Here is a 15,027-nt window from a genome sequence, read left to right on the forward strand (position 1 = left end):
GGTCGCTCACGCCTCCTTGGAGAACAGCGTCCGGCCCCACCAGTCGTCCTTGTCCCGGACGCCGGGCGGGACGGCGAAGACAGCCGAACCCACGTGCTGGATGTACTCGTTGAGGGCGTCCGTGGCCAGATTGCGCTGGATGCGGATGAAGCCCTCGCGGACGTCCTTCTGGTACGCCAGGAAGAACAGCCCCGCCTCCAGGCGGCCGAGGCCGTCCGTGCCGTCGGTGAAGGAGTAGCCGCGGCGCAGGATCGTCGACCCGTGGTTGGCCGTCGGGTGCGCGAGCCGGACGTGCGCGTCGGGCTTCATCGCCTTCAGGAACGGCTCGTCGCGCTCCTTGGCCTTGCCGACCGGGGCGCCCTCGCCCTTGTCACGGCCGAAGATGTCCTCCTGCTCCTGCAAGGAGGTGCGGTCCCAGGTCTCGATGTGCATCCGGATGCGCCGGGCGACGAGATAGGACCCGCCGACCATCCAGTCGGGCCCGGCCTTCTCGTCGACCCACACGAACTTCTTCAGACGGTCCGTCTCCGTCCCGGCGATGTTGCGGGTGCCGTCCTTGAAGCCCATGAGGTTGCGCGGGGTCTGCTCCTCCGGCGTCGTCGACGAGGTCTTCCCGAAGCCGAGCTGCGACCACTTGATGACGACCTTGCCGAAGCCGATGCGGGCGAGGTTGCGGATCGCGTGCACGGCGACCTGCGGATCGTCCGCGCAGGCCTGCACGCACAGGTCGCCGCCGCTGCGGTTCTTGTCCAGGGCGTCCCCGGCGAAGTGCGGCAACTCGACGAGCGCGTCGGGCTGTTGGTCGGCCAGCCCGAACTTCTGGAACAGGGAGGGTCCGAAGCCGATGGTGAGGGTGAGCCGCGACGGCTTGAGCCCCACGGCCTCGCCGGTGTCGTCCGGCGGCGCCTCCGCCAGCCCGCCGAACGCCCCGTCCCCGACGGCCTGTCCACCGGTCATCCGGCGGGCCGCGGCCGTCCAGTCCTTCAGCATCTGCACGAACTCGGCGCGGTCCTCGGTCTTCACGTCGAACGCGGCGAAGTGCAGCCGGTCCTGCACCGGCGTGGAGATACCGGCCTGATGGGCACCGTGGAACGCGACGGCGGCGCCCGCCTCGGCGGCGACGGTGTCGACGTCGTCACCGTCACGCGTCATCGCGACGGCGCCACCGGCCGCGACGGCACCGAGCGCGAGCCCGGCACCGCCCCAGCCGATGAGCGAACGCCGGGACGGGGCCGGTGAGGTGTCGGTCGTCGGATTCTCGCTCATCGGGGTGCCCCCACTCACTTCACGACGACGGCGGCGGCGAGCTTGGACAGCGGCTCCGCGAGCGCGTTCACCGCGTCCGACAGCTCCTTGCGGTCGGCGTCGCCGACCTCGTCGTACGAGGTGAAGTCGTACGACGACTTGTCCGCCCGGTACTTGTCCAGCAGCGTGTTCAGCGCGGCGAACTGCTTGTCCAGCTCGGTCACCAGGGCGGGGTCGTTCTCCTTGGCGACGGCCTTCAGCAGCTCGTACGACTTCTCGGCGCCCTCGACATTGGCCTTGAAGTCGACGAGGTCGGTGTGCGAGTAGCGCTCCTCCTCGCCGGTGACCTTGCCGGTGGCGACCTCGTCGAGGAGCTCCTTGGCGCCGTTGGCCATGGAGGTCGGGGTGATGTCCGCCTTGCCGACCCGCTTCTGCCAGTCGGTGAGGTCGGTGATCAGCTGGTCGGCGAGCTCGGAGTCCCGCGCGGTGAGCTTCTTGTCCTTCCAGAGGGACTTCTCCAGCCGGTGCCAGCCGGTCCAGTCCTTCGCCGGGTCCTGCCCCTCCTCCAGGCCGTCCTCACGGACGTCGACCTTGGGGTCGATGTCCCCGAACGACTCGGCGACCGGCTCGGTCCGCTCCCAGCCGATCCGGGAAGGGGCGTAAGCCTTCTGCGCGGCCTCCAGATCCCCGTCCTTGACCGCCTTGGCGAAGGTCTCGGCGAGCGGCAGGGTCGCGTCGGCCTGCTCCTGCACATAGGTGCGGTACGAGGCGACGGCCTTGTCGAGACGCGGGTCGCGCTTGGCGACGGTGCCGCCGGTGGCCTTGACGTCCTGCCGGATGCCGTCGCCCTTCATGCCGGGCTTGCAGGCGATGGTGTAGTCACCGGCCTTCACCTCGGCGGTGACCCGCTGCTTGGTGCCGGCGCCGATGTTCTCGCGCTCGGTGACGATGCGGTCGTCGGGGAAGAGGAGGTAGACCTCGGTGACCTTGGAGCCCTTGTTCTCGATGGCGAGCTCGACGTGCCCGGCCGGGAACTCCTTCGTCGACACCTCGCACTTGCTGTCGGTGGCGGTCACGTTGATCACCCGGTCGCCGCTCGCGTCGCCGCCCTTCTCGGTGCATCCGGTGAGGGCGGTCAGAGCCGCCACGGTGGCGGTGGCGGTGACGGCGGACAGACGGACGGCTCGCATGCAGGCTCCCGTGGGTGGCGTGGGTGGCCGAAAAATCACGTGACAGCGCTCACACGGATTGGTGAGGCTGCCCTAACTTAACCGAGGCTTACCTGCGTGATACCCGGTCGTGCCGTGATTCACCTCTCATAGACGCTGTAAGGGCACGAGCCGATCACGGTGACTTAAAACGGACCCCAAGGGAATGCCAAGAGCGGCCCAAAGGTGACTCACAGATTCCGGGCCGGGGTGACGAGGAGCGCCCCGGTCCGCGGGTGCGGCAGCACCTCCACGGCGTGGCCGTAGACCTCCGACAACACCCCTTCCTCGAACACCTCCTGCGGGGGCCCATCGGCCACGACCCGCCCGGCGCACAGGATCGCGACGCGATGCGCGTACGCCGCCGCGAGCCCCAGATCGTGCAGTACGACGACGACGGCGTCCCCGGTTCGGGCCCGCTCCCGGCAGACCCGCAACACCAGCTCCTGATGCCGGAGATCGAGCGCGGCGGTCGGCTCGTCGAGCAACAGCAGCGGCGCCCGCTGGGCAAGCACCCGAGCGAGCGCGACCCGGGCCCGCTCACCACCACTGAGCGCGGAGAAGGGACGGGACGCGAAGCCGGTGACGTCCGTCTGCCGCATCGCTTCGGCCACGACGGCGTCGTCCCCCTCGGAATCGACGCCGGCCCAGGGGGCCCGCCCCATCCGCACGACGTCCTCGACGGAGAAGGGAAAGGAGAGGGCGGTGGACTGAGGAAGGACGGCCCGACGGAGAGCGAGATCGGGGGCCGACCAGTCGGCTGCGGGGCGACCGTGAACACGTACGACTCCGTCGCCGGCCGGGATATCGGCGGCGAGAGCGGAGAGAAGCGTGGACTTCCCGGCCCCGTTGGGCCCGACGAGGGCGAGAACTTCGCCGGCACGAACGCTGAGATCGATGTTGTGGAGGACGGGACGGGGGCCGAGGCGTATGTGGAGGGCTGCGGCTTCGGCGAGTACGTCGCCGGGGGCGGAGGGGGGAGGGGGAGTGGGGCGAGGGCGGAGGAGCTTCATCGGCAGGGGTCCTTGAGGGGAGGGGCTGAGAAGGGTTCGGCACCGCCGGGATGCGATGTGGGGGCTTAGCGCCGTTGCGGCGGAGGAATGGGGGTGGGGGTTGGGGGTGGCGGAGGAATGGGGGCTGGGGGTTGGGGGGGGGGAGGAATGGGGCTGGGGGGTGTGGGAGGAGAAACGGGGGCCGGGGTCGGGGGCGGAGAAAAGGAGGCGGGGGGGGGAGAAGGGGGAGCCGGGGGGTGGAGAAGGGGGAGCCGGGGGGCGGAGAAGGGGGAGCCGGGGGTTGGGGCTGGAGGAATGGGGCCGGGGGTGGGAGGGGGAGGGATGGGGCTCGGGGTTGGGGGGAGAAACGGGGCCCAGGGTTGGGAGGCGTAGGGATGGAGCTGGAGGTTGGGGGACGGAGGAGTGGGGCTGGGGGTGGGGGTGGAGGAGTGGGGCTGGGGGTTGGGGGGTGGAGGAGTGGGGCTGGGGGTGGGGGGTGGAGGAATGGGGCTCGGGGTTGGGGGGTGGAGAAAACGGGCCGGGGTTGGGGGGCGGAGAAGGGGGGGCGGGGGGTTGGGGCTGGAGGAATGGAGCTGGAGGTTGGGGGGACGGAGAAGTGGGGCCGGGGGTTGGGGGGTGGAGGAATGGGCTCGGGGTTGGCGGGCGGAGAAAAGGGGCCGGGGGTTGGGAGGCGTAGGAAAGGGGTCGGGGTTGGGGGGAGAAATGGGGCCCGGGGGTTGGGGGCGGAGGGATGGAGCGGGGAGTTGGGGGCGCTGGGGGAGTAGAACGGGGTGTTGGGGGTGGTGGCGGTGAGGCTTCATGGTCGGGCGAACTGGAAGGTGCGGGCCAGCCCTGACGCCCTAAGGGGCGCGGGGAACTGCGCGACCAGCCCCCGCTCACCCGCACGCGACACACGACACACGACCACCCCCTACGCCCATCCCCCCTGCCTGCGCCGAGTCCTCCGCAGTAGCCAGAAGAAGAACGGGCTCCCCAGCAACGCCGTCAGCACCCCCAACGGCAACTCCGCCGGAACGGCAACCGTGCGGGCCGCCAGATCCGCCCCCAGCAACACCCCCGCCCCCAACAACGCACTCCCCGGCACCAGAAACCGATGCCCCGGCCCGGCAGCCATGCGCAGCAGATGCGGCACCACAAGCCCCACGAAGCTGATGATCCCGGCCACACTCACCGCCGCCGCCGTCAGCAACGCGATCACCAGCACCAGCACCACCCGCAACCGCTCCACATCCACCCCCAGATGCCGAGCCGGACGTTCCCCGAGCGACAGCAGATCCAGTCGCCGGGCGTACAAGGGAGCCACCGCCAACCCCAGCACCGCACACGGCAACACCGCGAGCACTTTCGGCCACGTCGCCTGTGCCAGCGACCCCAGCTGCCAGAAGGTGATCTGGTTGACGGCCGCCGTATCCGCGAAGAACAGGAACAGCCCTATCAACGCCCCCGCGAACGCGTTCACCGCGATCCCCGTGAGGATCAGCGTCACGACCTCGGTCCGGCCCCCGGACCGCGACATCGCGTACACCAGCAGCACCGTGCCGAGCCCCGCGACGAACGCGAACGCCGAAACCGTCCACGTTCCAAGGAAGTTGACCCCGAACGCGATCGCCGCGACCGCCCCCACCGCCGCCCCCGAGGAGACGCCGATGACCCCCGGCTCGGCGAGCGGATTGCCGAACACGCCCTGCATCAGCGCCCCCGCACACCCCAGCGAGGCCCCGACGAGCAGCGCGAGCACGATCCGAGGGAAGCGGACGTTCCACAGCACCGACTCCGCCACCCGGCCCAACTCCCGGCCACCGAGCCCGACTTGATGCAGCACCGACGACAGGACGTCCCCCACCGGAATCGGATACGCGCCAACCCCCGCCGCGACCGGCACCAGCACGAGCAGCCCGACCACCAGACCGACCGTAAGCAGCCAGGAGACCGAGTGCCGTCTTCGAGCCGCTTCCTCCGGCGCGGCCCGGGACGCGGCCTTCTCCAGTACGGTCACGACGCCCCACCCTCCTTCGCGTACAGCTGCGTCACGACCGACTCCAGCACCTGGTCGGTACGCGGCCCGTAGTTGAGGAGGACCCCGTCCTCGACCGCGACGACCCTGCGGTCCAGCCCGGCCGGCGTCTGGGCGACCCCGGGGATCTTCACCAGTCCGTCGACCCCGCCTACCGACTCAAGTCCCTTGGTCATGACGAGAATCGCGTCCGGCGCCGCCTTCACCAACGCCTCGCTCGTGAGGGCGGTGAAGTCCTTCTCCAGCCCCGACTCGGCCCCCGCGTCGACCGCCCCGGCCGCCTCGATGAGCGACGTCGCGCCCGAGCCCTTGCCGCCGATGAGATACACGGAGGCGGAACCGCGGAGGTAGAGGAAGGCGACGCGGGGTGGGTCGGTGTGCCGGGGAACTTCCTTGCGTACGGCGGCGATCCGCTCCTCGGAGCGTCGCGTGAGTGCCTCGCCGGCCGACGGTACGCCGAGCGCGTCGGCGACAGCCTGGATGCGGGTGCCGACGTCGGCGAGCCCGTCCGCCGGGTCGATCACGAGCACCGGGACGCCGGCCGCGCGGATCTGGTCCATCGCCTCCTCGGGGCCGGTCGTCGTCTCGGCGAGCACCAGGTCGGGCTTCAGCGACAGCACGCTCTCGGCGGAGACGTCGTGGCCGCGGGTGACAACCGGGAGCTTCGCCGCCTGAGTGAAGGTCGCGGTGATGTCCCGGGCGACGACCCGGCCCCCCAGCCCGAGGGTGAAGACGATCTCGCTGAGGCTGCCGGAGAGCGGCACGATCCGCCCGGCCTTCTCGACGGTCACCTTCTCGCCGCCGCCGGAGTCGACGGTGACGGGCAGTCGAGGGGTGGGGGTGTCGGCGAGGGGCTCCACCGCGTTGCCGCTCGCCGAGGGGGTGGCGCCGGCCGCCGCCGAGGCCCCGCCCCCGCCTCCGCAGCCCGTCGCGGTCGTGAGGGCGAGCACCGTCAGCAGTGCACCCGCCAGTCGTGTGCGCAAGCGTCGCACTGGTCCGTCCATTCCGTCGGTGCCGTGGGTCCGGTCGGCGGGAACCTGTCATTCCCGCCCATCGGAGCTTAGGTTAGCCTTACCTTTGTTCGCTACCGGCAGTCGTCTCCGGAGGACCTCCCATGCCCGCACGTCTCCGTGCCCTGGTCACCGCGGTCTGCGTGGCCGTCATGGCCGTCGCGCTCCCGGCGGCCACCGCGCACGCGACGGGCCGTACGGTGCAGGGCGGGCGCCTCGACTGGGGCGTCAAGTCCTCCTTCCAGAGTTATGTCACCGGCCCCGTCGCCAAGGGGAGTTACTCACTGACCGGCGGCGCGGCCACGGTCGGCAGCGGGGCCTTCCGCTTCCACTCCGCGACCGGCTCCTACGACGGCGACACCGGCGCCTTCACCGCCGCCTTCTCCGGCGGCGTCCACTTCGTCGGCCACCGGACCGACGCCGGCACCTACCAGCTCGACCTCACCCTCAGCCGCCCCACCGTCCGCGTCGCGGGCTCCTCCGGGACCCTCTACGTGGACGTCACCAGCAAGGCGAAGGGCACCGGGACGGTCACGACGTCCCGCCAGGTGCCCTTCGCCGCCCTCTCCCTGGGCGGCATCGACATGAAGGGCGGCGGCAACGCCGTCGTCCTCAACAACCTCCCGGCCACCCTCACTTCGCAGGGCGCCAAGTCCTTCGCCGGCTACTACACGGCCGGCACCGCCCTGGACCCGGTGAGCCTCTCGGCGGACGTCCGGGCGGCGGCGAAGGCCTCCCCGACACCGGCCGCCACCCAGTCCAAGTCCCCGTCTCCGAAAAGGACTTCGGGCGACGGCATCGAGGACGGTGCCGTCGACTGGGGCGTCCGCCGCACCTTCCGCGAGTACGTCACCGGCGACATCGCCCAGGGCAAGTGGACCCTGTCGGCGGGCGCCCAGGACGGCGGAGCGCTCTTCCGCTTCCCGGCGGGGGAGGGCACGTTCGAGAGCGGTGACCTCCAGGCCGCATTCAAGGGTGCGGTGCGCTTCACGGGGGCGCACGGGCTCGACCTGAAACTGAGCGCCGTGAAAGTCACCGTCGAGAACGACAAGGGCACGCTCTACGCCGACGTCACGACCGCCGACTTCACCGGCAAGAAGGTCCCGTTGGTCACCTTCGCCGCGAAGAACCTCAAGGCGAGGAACGGCCTGGTCGCGGTCACCGAGGCCCCCGCGAAGCTCACGGAACGGGGAGCCAAGGCCTTCGCCGGCATGTATCAGGCGGGCACCGACATGGACCCGGTGTCCCTGGCCGTCGCCCTCACCGACGACGCCGAACTCCCCGCCCTCCCCGACCTGGGCAGTACGCCCACGGCGAGCGGAACCCCCGCCGAGAAGTCATCCGAGCCCGAGCCCGACACCTCCGCCGAGCCCGTCGCGAGCACGTCGTCCGACGGCGGCACGGGCCCGGCCCTGCCGATCGGCCTCGCCGCCGGTTCGCTGCTGCTGGCGGCCGCGGCCTTCGCGGTGATCCGCACGCGCCGTACGCACGCCACGGCATCCGCCTCGCAAGAGGACTGAACCCCCTTACCTCGTATCGCAAGGAGAACCGCACCATGCCCGTCAGACGACCTCGCCGCCGTCCCCTCGCCCTCGCCGCGGCCGTCGCCACCGCCGCGGCCGTCGGTGCCACCGCGCTCACCATGGCCGGCGCGACCAGCGCCTCGGCGGCCGAAGTCCCGCTCAGTGGCTACGAGTTGACCTGGGGCATCAAGCAGTCGTACCGCACGTACGTCACCGGCTTCGCGGCCGGCACCTTCACCGCGACGGACGGGGCGAAGCAGGCCGCCGACAACGGCGCCTTCACCTTCACCGAAGGCACCGGCACCTACGACTCCACCGCGCACACCCTCGCGCTCGGCTTCCAGGGCAGCCTGAAGATCGAGTCCAAGCTGCACGGCTTCGAGATCGCCCTGTCCGACGTGCGGTTCGACAGCGCGGCGGCGGAGATCACCGCGGACGTGACCAAGTCCGGTACGACCACACAGGACGTACCGCTCGCCGACGTCACGGTCACCCGTGCCATGACGGACATGACGACCAAGCTGACGAAGGAGGCCGCGGACGTCTTCGGCAGCGCGAGCTACGAGGGGGCGGCGGGCGACCCGCTGACGGTCGTACAGAAGACGCAGTCCCCGACACCGACGCCGACGCCCACGCCGACCCCGACGGCCACGGCGACCCCCACCCCGACCCCCGCCCCCACGGCGACCGAGAGCGCGACACCCACACCGACCCCGTCCACCACCCCCGCCACCACCACCGAACCGGCGGCGACCGCGGGCGACATAGCCGACGGCACGCTCGGCTGGGGTGTGAAGCAGTCCTTCCGTACCTACGTCGTGGACGGCGTGGCCAAGGGCGAGATCACGACCTCGGGCGGGGCGAGCCAGGCGGCCGGCAACGGGGTCTTCACCTTCGTCGACGCGACGGGGGAGTACGACACCGACGCGGACACCCTCGCCGCCGCGTTCGAGGGCGCGGTGAACTTCAAGGGCCATGAGGAGAACGGCGAGTACGGCCTCGACCTGACCCTGAGCGACGTCCACGCGACGCTCGACGCGGGCAAGGGTGAACTCACCGCCGACGTCACCAGCCTCGGTGAGAAGACCGAGGACGTGGTCCTGGCCGACCTGAAGGCCGCGAAGGCGGACCTGACGGCGACGGACGACGTCATCACCGTCAACGACGTCGAGGCCACCCTCACCGAGGCCGGCGCGAAGGCCTTCGGCGGCTTCTACACGGCCGGTACCGCGCTTGACCCGGTGGACCTCGCGCTCGCCGTGACGGACGACGCGACCCTGCCGACGGACGACGACGACTCGGCGTCCGCGAGCCCCTCGGGCGACACGTCCGGCACGACGGGCGGCACGGCGTCCGGCACGACCGGTTCCACGACCGGCGGCGTCACGGGCGGCGCCCTGGCCACCACCGGTTCCAGCACCCCGACGGGCGTGCTGGGCGCGGCGGCCGCGGTGACGGTCGCGGCGGGCGCGGGCGTGGTATTTGCGGTGCGGAGACGGCGTACGCAGGCGTAGAACTGGTCCCCATGAACAGGGGGCACAGAGAACTGCTGGGGCCGGGGCAGCTGGTACTGAACGTGCACAGCCGCCCCGGCCCGGCCGCGTTGCGTTTCGAACGGGCCGACGGGCGCCGGTTGTTGCTGCGGCAGGGCGAACAACCGCTGCTGCTGGGAAGGTCGGTGGGCGCGGGCTGCTGTCCGGACTTCCACCTCCACCGGCTCGACGGCTACCGCTCCCCGCTGCCGCCTCTGCGCTCGGCGGATCAGCGTTCATCCCTCAACTGGACTCACCAGTACACGCGTTGGCTGGAGGAGGCGGACGGAACGCCGTTGCGGGACGGCCGCTGGGAGCTGGCGCTGCGCACCGGGTTCCCGCCCGGGATCTGGACCGAGGACTTCGTACAGGAGTGGCCGGCCGGGCAGCTGGGCCTGTACTGCGGCGGAGGCTGGCACGGAGTCCTGCCGCTGCGGCGGCTCTCGGCGCCGGACGCGGGACGGGTGAAGGCGTATCGCAAGCACGCCCGCGAGGGCACCCTCGCGCCCGTCCTGCTGTGGTGGGTGACCTTCCTCGACGGCTTCGTCATCCTCGACGGGCACGACCGGGCCGTGGCGGCGCTCGCGGAGGGCCGGACCCCGGAGTCCGTCGTGCTGAGCCAGGTCCCCGACGACCAGGTCTGGCGCGAGGCGGCCGAGCGGTTCACGCACGACCACGAGCACCGCATGCGTCACCTCGCGACCCGCCCGGCACCGCAACGGGCCGCGATGGAACGCGGATACGCGGAGATGATCGCCTCGCTCCCGTACGCCGCGGAGCCCACGACCGTACAGCCCCTCCCCGGCGGAGCCGCCACCTGGGACGCCCTCGCCGCCCGCGCAATGTTTCAATGCCCCCGTGACTGACTACGACGTCCTCCGCGTCTTCTGCGCGCCCAACGGCGGATACGGCAACGAACTCGGCGTCGTCCGTGAGGGCTCCGTGCTGCCCGACAGGGACGAACGCCAGGCGTTCGCGGGCAAACTCGGCTTCAGCGAGACCGTGTTCGTCGACGACCCCGAGCGCGGCGTCATCGACATCTACACCCCCACCCTGCGGCTGCCCTTCGCCGGTCACCCCTGCGTCGGGACGGCCTGGCTGCTGGACGTGCCCGAGCTCGTGACGCCCGCGGGGCCCGTGGGGGCCCGGCTGGACGGGGAGTTCAGCTGGATCGAGGCGCGGGCGGAGTGGGCCCCGCCGAGGACACTGCGTCAGTACGCCTCCGCCGCCGAGGTCGACGATCTCCCCGTACCGCCCAAGGGGGAGTGGATCTACGCGTGGGCCTGGGAGGACGAGCCCGCAGGGCGGGTCAGGGCCCGCGCCTTCCCCGGCCGGGACGACGGCATCGACGAGGACGAGGCGACGGGCGCCGCGGCGATCCTGCTCACCGACCTGCTCGGCCGCGCCCTGAACATCACCCAGGGCGCGGGCTCCCAGATCCTCACCGCCCCGCAGCCCTACGGCTGGGTGGAGATCGGCGGCCGGGTGGTGCTGGAACGCGAGCCGGAGCGGCAGCCGCACTTCACGCGCTGAGCGGGAACTCCTCGCCCAGGGCGTGGAAGACGGCGGTGTTCAGGGCGAACGCCCGCTTGCACTCCGCCACGATCCGCTGCTTCTCCAGGTCGTCCGCCCGGACCGCGTCCAGCAGTTCCCGGTAACCCCGCTTGAACGCCGCCGGGTTGGCGATCCCCTCGAACACGTAGAAGCGCACCCCGTCGCCCTTGCGCGCGAAGCCCCAGGTCCGCTCCGCCTTGTCGCGGATGATCTGGCCGCCGGACAGGTCGCCGAGGTAGCGCGTGTAGTGGTGGGCGATGTATCCGGCGGGCCAGCGCTCGGCGCACTCGCGCACCCGGTCCGCGTACGCCCGGGTGGCGGGCAGCGCCGACAGTCCCGTACGCCATCCGGGTCCCCGCAGATGCTCCAGGTCCCGCTCCAGCGCGCCCAGCCGGTACAGCTCGGGCTGGATGAAGGGCCCGGCCACCGGGTCCGACGCCAGCCGGTCCGCGCCGGCCTCGAGCGCCTCGTACACGAACCACAGCTGCTCGGTGTAGCGCGCGTACGCGTCGACGCCCAGCCGGCCGCCGAGCAGGTCGCTCATGAACGACGAGGTCTCCGCCTCGACGTGCTGTTCGTGGGACGCGGTGCGGATGACTGTCGAGAAGGAGTCCATGCGCCATATCCTCTAAGGTAAGGCTTACCTAAGTCAATAGGCTTGCCGACAGCCTGTCGGTAAAACCGTACAAGAAAAAACCCGCCCCCAGCAGGGGGGACGGGTCCCGGCGGGCTACGGCAGCGTCAGGATCTCGGCGCCGGTCTCCGTCACCACCAGCGTGTGCTCGAACTGCGCCGTCCGCTTGCGGTCCTTCGTGACGACCGTCCAGCCGTCGTCCCACATGTCGTAGTCGTGGGTGCCCAGCGTCAGCATCGGCTCGATCGTGAACGTCATGCCGGGCTGGATGACCGTCGTCGCGTGCGGGCTGTCGTAGTGCGGGATGATCAGGCCGCTGTGGAAGGACGAGTTGATGCCGTGCCCGGTGAAGTCACGGACGACGCCGTAGCCGAAGCGCTTGGCGTACGACTCGATGACCCGGCCGATGATGTTGATCTGGCGGCCCGGCTTGACCGCCTTGATCGCGCGGTCGAGGGATTCGCGGGTGCGCTCCACCAGCAGGCGGCTCTCCTCGTCGACCTCCCCGACCAGGTACGTGGCGTTGTTGTCGCCGTGCACCCCGCCGATGTACGCCGTCACGTCGAGGTTGACGATGTCGCCGTCGTTGAGGACCGTCGAGTCCGGAATGCCATGGCAGATCACCTCGTTGACGCTCGTGCACAGCGACTTGGGGAAGCCGCGATAGCCGAGCGTGGAGGGGTAGGCGCCGTGGTCGCACATGTACTCGTGCGCCACCTTGTCCAGTTCGTCGGTCGTGACGCCGGGCGCGATCTTCTTGGCCGCCTCGGCCATCGCCCGGGCCGCGATACGGCCGGCGATGCGCATCGCCTCGATCGTCTCGGGCGTCTGCACCTCCGGACCGGTGTACGGCGTCGGCGCGGGCTTGCCGACGTACTCGGGGCGACGGATGTTTCCGGGCACGGAACGGGTGGGGGACAGCTCCCCTGGGACGAGCAGCGACTGGCCAGACATGCCAGCGAGTCTAACGAGCCCCGGTGGGGGAACATGTCCCTGGCGAGAGGAGCAGGTCATGGCCTTGTTCAAGAAGCGCACGGTCGGCAAGCCGGGCGAGTGGTACTACTGCCTGGAGCACAAGAAGGTCGAGGAGGGGCCCGAATGCCCCGCCAAGGACCGGTTCGGCCCGTACGCTTCCCGGCAGGAGGCCGAACACGCGATGGAGACCGCCCGCGAGCGCAACCTCCAGTGGGAGAACGACCCCAAGTGGCACGACGCCACGAAGGGCGCCGAGGAGGACTGATCAGGCCTCGGCCGGGCTCACCCGTGCCGCCGCCTCGCGTTGGGCCCGTACCCGTGCCGCGTGTTCGTCGGTGCGGGCGTCGTACGTCATCAGCTTCGGCAGGCAGAGGGCCAGCAGTCCCACCGCGCCCGCGCACAGCAGCCCGCCCGACCACACCGACGCCCGCACCCCCCACCAGGCGGCGAAACCGCCCGACCTGACCTGGCCGAGGGTCGGGCCGACCGAGTACGACAGCAGTTCGATCCCGGCGAGCCGGCCCCGCAGCTCGTCCGGGATCGTCTGGTTCCACATCACCCCGCGGAAGATCCCGCTGACCATGTCGCAGCCCCCGGCCACGGTCAGGAACAGCAGCACCAGCCATACGTTGCCGACGACACCCGCCGCCGCGATCGCCACGCCCCACAGCGCCGCCGACAGCACGACCATCCGGCCGTGGCGGTGGACACGGGCCGTCCAGCCGCTCGTCACGCTCACCAGCATCGCCCCCAGCGGCACCGTCGCGTACATCAGGCCCAGCGACCACTCGGCGTCCAGCTCGTCCGCGAGGAACGGCAGCACGGCCAGCGGCATCGCCAGCAGCATCGCGACCACGTCGACGGCATAGGTGCCGAGCAGCTCCTTGCGGCCCCACGCGTACCTGGCCCCCTCGGCGACCGCCTTCAGCGACGGCTTCGCCGCCTCGTGCGCGGCCGGGGAGGCGGCGATCGGGATCATCAGGGCCACGGAGACCACGAAGGTCGCCAGGTCGGCGGCGTAGGCCCAGCCGAGGCCCGCGTACGCGACGACCACGCCCGCCAGCGCCGGGCCCGCGACCCCGCCGACCGTCCAGCGGAAGGTGTTGAGGGAGGCCGCGGCCGGCAGATGCTCATGCGCCACGATCCGCGGCCACAGCGAGTCGAGCGCCGGCCGCTGCACCGACGTCAGCGCCGAGGAGACGGCCGCCACGACATACAGCGGCCACACGGCCGGCTCCGGCAGCAGCGCGTTGAGCAGCAGCACCCCGCTCAGCACACCCTGCCCGGCCTCCGTCCAGATGATCAGGCCGCGCTTGTCGAGCGCGTCGGCGAGGGCGCCGCCGTACAGCCCGAAGACGATCAGCGGGACGAGTTCCACCGCGCCGATGGCCCCGACGGCCGCCGCCGACCCCGTCAGCTCCTTGATCTGCACCGGCAGCGCGACGAACGTCAGGAAGCTGCCGAAGTACGAGACCAGCCCCGACACCCACAGCCGCCGGAAGTCGGCGGAGGCCCGCCAGGGGGCGAGGTCGGGGAGGACGGAGCGGAGGCGGGAGGGCGCCGGATCGGCGTCGGTGTCTGTGTCGGTCACGAGCGGTCATGCTCGGGTGGAGCGGCCCACCCGGCAACCGAATTTCCCGCTACCAGCGCGCCGGCGGCGGTGCCGTGAGCTGTTCCGTCAGCCGGGCCAGCCGGTCCCGGAAGCGGCGCGGGCCGCGCGGCGCGGGCAGGGCGTTCTCCCCGGCCGCCGCGCTCACCAGATGCTGCACGGTGTCCAGATCGAGGTCCGTGCCCTCCGGCACCGCCAGCGACTCGTGCGCCATCGCCGCCAGGCCGCCCTCGCCGGGGCCGAGGGCGAGGACGGTCGCACCGGCCCGCCGGGCGTCGTGCACCCGTTCCAGGAGCGGGGCGTCCGGCTCCTCCGGCGACACCACCAGCAGCGTCTCACCGCGCCGCGCCGCCGCCAACCGGCCCGGACCGACGGCCAGATGGACCGGATCGGAAGGCCGCGCGTCATGTCGTACGAGGGTGGGGGCCAGCTCCGGCGTGCCGGACCAGGCCGCCTCGTCCACCAGATGGGCCGCGAGATGCCAGGGCTCGTACTCCGGGGTGCCGACCAGCAGCAGCCCGCCCCCGTTCGACACCACCGACCCGCGCAGCACCCCCGCGAACCGCCGGGTCGTCCCCAGCCACTCGGTCCCGGCGAGCACTTCGCGCAGCAACGCGACACGTACGGCGTCCATGCGACCGCATCCTGCCGCAACCACTCGGCCCCGACCCGGAGTTCGGCCCCGATTCGCCCGAACCGGTCAGGCGGAG

14 protein-coding genes are annotated in these 15,027 nt (G+C 71.5%); 5 read left to right on the forward strand and 9 right to left on the reverse strand.

The features are described from left to right. Window positions 1-6: 6 nt before the first annotated feature. The 5 genes from efeB to IQ210_RS33035 form a co-directional block, all read right to left on the reverse strand. Window positions 7-1,266, reverse strand: a complete 1,260-nt coding sequence (gene efeB / locus IQ210_RS33015) for an iron uptake transporter deferrochelatase/peroxidase subunit (protein WP_194082849.1) — start codon at window positions 1,264-1,266, stop codon at window positions 7-9. A 14-nt stretch (window positions 1,267-1,280) separates the two neighbouring features. After that, complete coding sequence (gene efeO, locus IQ210_RS33020) at window positions 1,281-2,435, reverse strand: iron uptake system protein EfeO (RefSeq protein WP_194082850.1); 1,155 nt, start codon at window positions 2,433-2,435, stop codon at window positions 1,281-1,283. Window positions 2,436-2,644: 209 nt separating this feature from the next. Further along, window positions 2,645-3,466 carry a heme ABC transporter ATP-binding protein gene (locus IQ210_RS33025; RefSeq protein WP_194082851.1) on the reverse strand — a complete coding sequence of 274 codons (822 nt, stop codon included), beginning with the start codon at window positions 3,464-3,466 and terminating at the stop codon, window positions 2,645-2,647. Between the two features lie 910 nt (window positions 3,467-4,376). Further along, window positions 4,377-5,462, reverse strand: coding sequence for a FecCD family ABC transporter permease (locus IQ210_RS33030; protein WP_194082852.1), 1,086 nt, complete (start codon window positions 5,460-5,462; stop codon window positions 4,377-4,379). Then, a complete protein-coding gene (locus IQ210_RS33035; protein WP_194082853.1) occupies window positions 5,459-6,484 on the reverse strand; it encodes a heme/hemin ABC transporter substrate-binding protein in 1,026 nt (341 codons plus the stop codon). The genes IQ210_RS33030 and IQ210_RS33035 overlap by 4 nt, the downstream gene beginning before the upstream one ends. Before the next feature lie 110 nt (window positions 6,485-6,594). Between IQ210_RS33035 and IQ210_RS33040 the strand changes: the two genes are divergently transcribed. The 4 genes from IQ210_RS33040 to IQ210_RS33055 are packed head-to-tail and all read left to right on the forward strand — an operon-like array spanning window position 6,595 to window position 11,078. Beyond that, entirely contained in the window at window positions 6,595-8,010 is a 1,416-nt protein-coding gene (locus IQ210_RS33040; RefSeq protein WP_194082854.1) for an HtaA domain-containing protein, read from the forward strand. Between the two features lie 35 nt (window positions 8,011-8,045). Next, window positions 8,046-9,527: an HtaA domain-containing protein gene (locus tag IQ210_RS33045; protein WP_194082855.1), complete on the forward strand. Its 1,482-nt coding sequence runs from the start codon at window positions 8,046-8,048 to the stop codon at window positions 9,525-9,527. 11 nt (window positions 9,528-9,538) lie between these two features. Next, window positions 9,539-10,411, forward strand: a complete 873-nt coding sequence (locus IQ210_RS33050; protein ID WP_194082856.1) for a hypothetical protein — start codon at window positions 9,539-9,541, stop codon at window positions 10,409-10,411. Further along, the gene (locus tag IQ210_RS33055; protein WP_194082857.1) at window positions 10,404-11,078 is read left to right on the forward strand and encodes a PhzF family phenazine biosynthesis protein; all 675 of its coding nucleotides are present in this window, start codon (window positions 10,404-10,406) and stop codon (window positions 11,076-11,078) included. The genes IQ210_RS33050 and IQ210_RS33055 overlap by 8 nt, the downstream gene beginning before the upstream one ends. Here IQ210_RS33055 and IQ210_RS33060 read toward each other — a convergent pair. Together IQ210_RS33060 and map are read right to left on the reverse strand one after the other, a co-directional pair. After that, the gene (locus tag IQ210_RS33060; RefSeq protein WP_194082858.1) at window positions 11,068-11,715 is read right to left on the reverse strand and encodes a biliverdin-producing heme oxygenase; all 648 of its coding nucleotides are present in this window, start codon (window positions 11,713-11,715) and stop codon (window positions 11,068-11,070) included. The genes IQ210_RS33055 and IQ210_RS33060 overlap by 11 nt on opposite strands. A gap of 114 nt (window positions 11,716-11,829) precedes the next feature. Beyond that, entirely contained in the window at window positions 11,830-12,687 is an 858-nt protein-coding gene (map, locus tag IQ210_RS33065) for a type I methionyl aminopeptidase (protein WP_059191404.1), read from the reverse strand. A gap of 58 nt (window positions 12,688-12,745) precedes the next feature. On the opposite strand from map, the gene IQ210_RS33070 reads away from it, so the two are divergent. Continuing rightward, a complete protein-coding gene (locus IQ210_RS33070; RefSeq protein ID WP_194082859.1) occupies window positions 12,746-12,973 on the forward strand; it encodes a hypothetical protein in 228 nt (75 codons plus the stop codon). Here IQ210_RS33070 and IQ210_RS33075 read toward each other — a convergent pair whose 3' ends face one another. Together IQ210_RS33075 and IQ210_RS33080 are read right to left on the reverse strand one after the other, a co-directional pair. Beyond that, window positions 12,974-14,299 carry an MFS transporter gene (locus IQ210_RS33075; RefSeq protein ID WP_194082860.1) on the reverse strand — a complete coding sequence of 442 codons (1,326 nt, stop codon included), beginning with the start codon at window positions 14,297-14,299 and terminating at the stop codon, window positions 12,974-12,976. A 49-nt stretch (window positions 14,300-14,348) separates the two neighbouring features. After that, a complete protein-coding gene (locus IQ210_RS33080; protein ID WP_194082861.1) occupies window positions 14,349-14,951 on the reverse strand; it encodes a hypothetical protein in 603 nt (200 codons plus the stop codon). Between the last annotated feature and the right edge of the window lie 76 nt (window positions 14,952-15,027).

This window comes from Streptomyces justiciae (genome assembly GCF_015163075.1).
Classification (GTDB): Bacteria; Actinomycetota; Actinomycetes; order Streptomycetales; family Streptomycetaceae; genus Streptomyces; species Streptomyces justiciae.

Coding starts and splice junctions, on each gene's coding strand:
- efeB (WP_194082849.1), bottom strand. CDS start 1,266: ATGAGCGAGAATCCGACGACCGACACCTCACCGGCCCCGTCCCGGCGT.
- efeO (WP_194082850.1), bottom strand. CDS start 2,435: ATGCGAGCCGTCCGTCTGTCCGCCGTCACCGCCACCGCCACCGTGGCG.
- IQ210_RS33025 (WP_194082851.1), bottom strand. CDS start 3,466: ATGAAGCTCCTCCGCCCTCGCCCCACTCCCCCTCCCCCCTCCGCCCCC.
- IQ210_RS33035 (WP_194082853.1), bottom strand. CDS start 6,484: ATGGACGGACCAGTGCGACGCTTGCGCACACGACTGGCGGGTGCACTG.
- IQ210_RS33040 (WP_194082854.1), top strand. CDS start 6,595: ATGCCCGCACGTCTCCGTGCCCTGGTCACCGCGGTCTGCGTGGCCGTC.
- IQ210_RS33045 (WP_194082855.1), top strand. CDS start 8,046: ATGCCCGTCAGACGACCTCGCCGCCGTCCCCTCGCCCTCGCCGCGGCC.
- IQ210_RS33050 (WP_194082856.1), top strand. CDS start 9,539: ATGAACAGGGGGCACAGAGAACTGCTGGGGCCGGGGCAGCTGGTACTG.
- IQ210_RS33060 (WP_194082858.1), bottom strand. CDS start 11,715: ATGGACTCCTTCTCGACAGTCATCCGCACCGCGTCCCACGAACAGCAC.
- map (WP_059191404.1), bottom strand. CDS start 12,687: ATGTCTGGCCAGTCGCTGCTCGTCCCAGGGGAGCTGTCCCCCACCCGT.
- IQ210_RS33070 (WP_194082859.1), top strand. CDS start 12,746: ATGGCCTTGTTCAAGAAGCGCACGGTCGGCAAGCCGGGCGAGTGGTAC.
- IQ210_RS33080 (WP_194082861.1), bottom strand. CDS start 14,951: ATGGACGCCGTACGTGTCGCGTTGCTGCGCGAAGTGCTCGCCGGGACC.